This is a genomic window from Parvibaculum sp., assembly GCF_045863935.1.
Lineage (GTDB): Bacteria > Pseudomonadota > Alphaproteobacteria > Parvibaculales > Parvibaculaceae > Parvibaculum.
Genome location: NZ_BTVP01000080.1, coordinates 1 through 3,902, shown reverse-complemented (window position 1 = coordinate 3,902; position 3,902 = coordinate 1). Strand labels below are relative to the sequence as shown.

Below are 3,902 nucleotides of genomic sequence, written 5' to 3'. Positions count from 1 at the left end.
CAAATGGTCACGAGACTCTACTTCCGACTGGATGAAACTTGGGGCGCAGGTCACAGGCCTAGCTTCGCGAAGCCAAATTCGATGAGGTCGTTTGCTTTCGCAAACCGCGCCTCACCCCCGAGGGGAGGGGGACTTGCCGCGTCCTTCCCATAGCAGCGGCGAGAGGCCGCAGCAGGAATTCACCGTGTGACACAGCGTGACATTGCGTAGCGCGCGATAAGATGTATCGTGAATGCATCTTTATGAGTTCGTCATTGGCAGGGGGTGCGGGTGAGCTTAAGGTTTCCTCCCGGAGCCCGGAGGCACAGAGGCCCGGGAACCGGCCAAGAGGCCAGCCAAGGAACCAGCAAGAGGAAGCGCGGTGGCACGCATTCCCATGCAGGAACGAGGCAGAGGAACCGCGCGGCGGACCGCGAGGGAAAAAGCTGCGCGGCGGCGCCCATATTCATTCACACACGCATTCATACGGGCATTCACACGGAACGACCGGCAAAGCCGCGCCTTGAGCGCCGCCCCGCGCGACGGCGCATGCGCGGGCAAGGCCATCACGAGGGAGAGATGAGATGAGCGATACAAGGAAATTGTGGGCGCTGCTCGGCGTGCTGCTGGTGGTTTCGTTCAGCGTGCTGCTGTGGAGCGGGACGCGCATCTACGAAGCGGCACCGCCCATGCCCGACCGCGTGGTGGCGGCGGACGGCACGACGATCTATTCGCGCGCCGAAATCGAGAAGGGCCGGCAGGTCTGGCAGTCGATGGGCGGCATGCAGCTCGGCTCGATCTGGGGCCATGGCGGCTATGTGGCGCCGGACTGGAGCGCGGACTGGCTGCACCGCGAGGCGCTGGCCGTGCTCGACGGCTGGGCGCAGGCCGAAGACGGCGCGCCTTATGCCGAACTCGGCGCGGAGCGGCAGGCGGCGTTCGAAGGGCGGCTGCGCGGCGTCATGCGCACCAACACCTACGATCCGGAAACGAAGACGATCACGCTCGGCAGCGAACGGGCGCAGGCGATCCGCGAGGTGTCTTCGCATTACGAGAGCCTGTTCGGCGACGACCCGGCGACGGCGGAACTGCGCGAAGCCTATGCGATGAAGAACGGCACCGTGCCCGACGCGGAAAACCGGCGCGTGCTGTCGGCCTTCTTCTGGTGGACGGCCTGGGCGGCGGGAACCGAGCGCCCGGACGACACCATCACCTATACGAACAACTGGCCGCACGAACCGCTGATCGGCAACAAGCCGCCGGCCAGCACTTTTCTGTGGTCGGCCTTCAGTGTGACCTTCCTGCTGGCGGGCATCGCCCTTCTCGGCTGGCACCACGCGGTGACGCATGGACGCGACGAGACGCCGGCGCGGCTGCCGGAATTCGATCCGATGCGGCATGTGAAGGCGACGCCCTCCATGCTCGCGACGGCGAAATATTTCTGGGTGCTGCTCGCGCTCTTCATCGTGCAGATCCTGCTCGGCGCGATGACGGCGCATTACCAGGTGGAGGGACAGGATGTCTACGGCTACGCGCTGGCGGACATCCTGCCCTATTCCATCACGCGGACATGGCACACGCAGCTCGCGGTGCTGTGGATCGCGGTCGCCTGGCTCGGCACGGGGCTCTATATCGGGCCGGCGGTGTCGGGCCATGAGCCGCGCTTCCAGCGGCTCGGCGTCAACTTCCTCTGGGTGTGCCTTCTCATCATCGTGGTCGGCTCTTTCGCCGGGCAATGGTTCGCGGTGATGCAGACGCTCGGGCTCGAGAATAATTTCTGGTTCGGACACCAGGGTTGGGAATATGCCGACATGGGCCGCTTCTGGCAGTGGTTCCTGTTCATCGGGCTGATGCTCTGGCTCGTGCTTGTGGGCCGCGCGCTGTGGCCGACGCTGACGCAGAAATCCGAGATGCGCTCGATCATCGGGCTCTTGTTCCTGTCCACCGTCGCGATCGGGTTGTTCTTCGCGGCGGCGCTGATGTGGAACGAGCACACGCATATCTCGATGGTGGAATACTGGCGCTGGTGGCTCGTGCATCTCTGGGTCGAGGGCTTCTTCGAGGTCTTCGCGACGGCGGTGATCGCGTTCCTGTTCACGAAGCTCGGGCTGCTGCAGGTGAGGACGGCGACGATCGCCGTGCTCTTCGCGACGATCATCTTCATGGCGGGCGGCGTGCTCGGCACGCTGCACCATCTCTACTTCGCGGGATCGCCGACGCCGGTGCTCGCGCTCGGGGCGAGCTTCTCCGCGCTCGAAGTGGTGCCGCTCGCCTATATCGGCTTCGAGGCCTATCACACCTACCGCCTCGGCGGGGCGACGCCCTGGATGAGGCGCTATCGCTGGCCGGTGATGTTCTTCATCGCGGTCGCGTTCTGGAACCTCGTCGGCGCCGGGCTCTTCGGCTTCCTCATCAACCCGCCGCTGTCGCTTTACTACATGCAGGGGCTGAACCTGACGCCGCTGCACGGACATACCGCGCTCTTCGGCGTCTATGGCATGCTCGGCATCGGGCTCGTGCTGTTCTGCCTGCGCGGCATGAAGCCGGAGCTTGCCTGGCATGAGGGCATATTGAAGACGAGCTTCTGGTGCCTCAATATCGGGCTTGCGCTGATGGCGCTGCTCACGCTGCTGCCGCTCGGGACGATGCAGCTTTTCGCCTCGCTCGAACATGGCTATGCCTATGCCCGCTCGGCAGAGTTCATGCAGCAGCCCTTCGTGGACCTGCTCATCTGGATGCGCGTGCCGGGCGATACGATCTTCTCGATCGGCGCGCTCGCGCTCGTCGTCTTCGTGGCGGGGCTCTGGCTCTTCCCGAAGCGGGAGGACGAGGTGCCGGTGCGGGACGAGAGGGAGAGCCGCGTCGGCGCCCGCGCGGGCGACTGAGCGGACGAAAGAGGGGCGGGCCGGATGATCGAATTCTATGCCGAAATCCGGCTCGTCCATATCTGGAGCGTAATCGCGAGCGGTTCGCTCTTCTTCCTGCGGGGGGCGGCGCTTCTGGCGGGCGATGGCGGCGCCGCGGCGCGGCTCGCGATGTCGATGCCGGTGAAGCTCACGAGCTACACGATCGACACGGTGCTGCTGACGGCCGCGCTGATGCTGATGACGGTGGTGCAGCAATATCCCTTTATCGACGCGTGGCTGACCGTGAAGGTCGTGCTGCTCTTCGTCTATGTGGGGCTCGGCATCGCCGCCTTCCGCTTCGCGCGGACGAGAGCGGAACGCGCGGGGCTCTGGGCGGCGGCGCTCGCCGTCTTCCTCTATATCGTCAGCGTGGCGCGGGCGCATGACGCGCTCGGGATTTTCGCGGGGTAGCGATGGACGATGTGACGCTTGCGCGCCTGCTGCATGTGCTTGCCATCGTCCACTGGATCGGCGGCGTCTTTTTCGTGACGGCGGTGGTGCTGCCCTCCGTGCGCCGCCTCGCCGAAGCGGAGAAGCGCGCGGCGACTTTCGAGGAAATCGAGGGACGCTTCGCGCCACAGGCGAAAGTGTCGGTGACGCTGGCGGGGCTCACCGGCTTCTACATGACGTGGAAGCTCGATGCCTGGTACCGCTTCGCGCAAGCTGACCATTGGTGGATGCATGCGATGGTGGCGGTGTGGGCGATCTTTACCGTGGTGCTGTTCGTCGCCGAGCCGCTCTTCCTGCATGACTGGTTCCGCGCCCGCGCCGCGCGCGACCCGGAAGACACCTTCGCCTTCGTGCAGCGCGCGCATGCGATATTGCTGACGGTGAGCCTCATCGCCATCGCGGGTGCCGTTGCGGGCGCGCATGGGTGGTTTTTCTTCTGAACGTCAGGCGTCGAGCTTCGTGCCTGCGCGGGCGTTCGAGGAGCTGGCGCTGAGTGCCGAGCCCCTGGACCCCCGGGTCAAGCCCACTGCTGTCCGGTTTAAATTTTCCCGGGCTGGTTCAAGGCTA

At 65.2% G+C, this 3,902-nt stretch carries 3 protein-coding genes; all 3 read left to right on the top strand.

The window, feature by feature from the left end; all coding sequences use genetic code 11:
* The first annotated feature begins 563 nt into the window (after positions 1–563).
* Genes ACKUUH_RS17170 through ACKUUH_RS17160 form a run of 3 tightly spaced genes read left to right on the top strand, consistent with a single transcriptional unit; the run spans position 564 to position 3,775 of the window.
* A complete protein-coding gene (locus tag ACKUUH_RS17170) occupies positions 564–2,864 on the top strand; it encodes a nitric-oxide reductase large subunit (RefSeq protein WP_407951111.1) in 2,301 nt (766 codons plus the stop codon).
* A 24-nt stretch (positions 2,865–2,888) separates the two neighbouring features.
* Positions 2,889–3,296 carry a SirB2 family protein gene (locus tag ACKUUH_RS17165; protein WP_407951110.1) on the top strand — a complete coding sequence of 136 codons (408 nt, stop codon included), beginning with the start codon at positions 2,889–2,891 and terminating at the stop codon, positions 3,294–3,296.
* 2 nt (positions 3,297–3,298) lie between these two features.
* Positions 3,299–3,775, top strand: a complete 477-nt coding sequence (locus ACKUUH_RS17160) for a hypothetical protein (protein WP_407951109.1) — start codon at positions 3,299–3,301, stop codon at positions 3,773–3,775.
* Positions 3,776–3,902 lie beyond the last annotated feature (127 nt).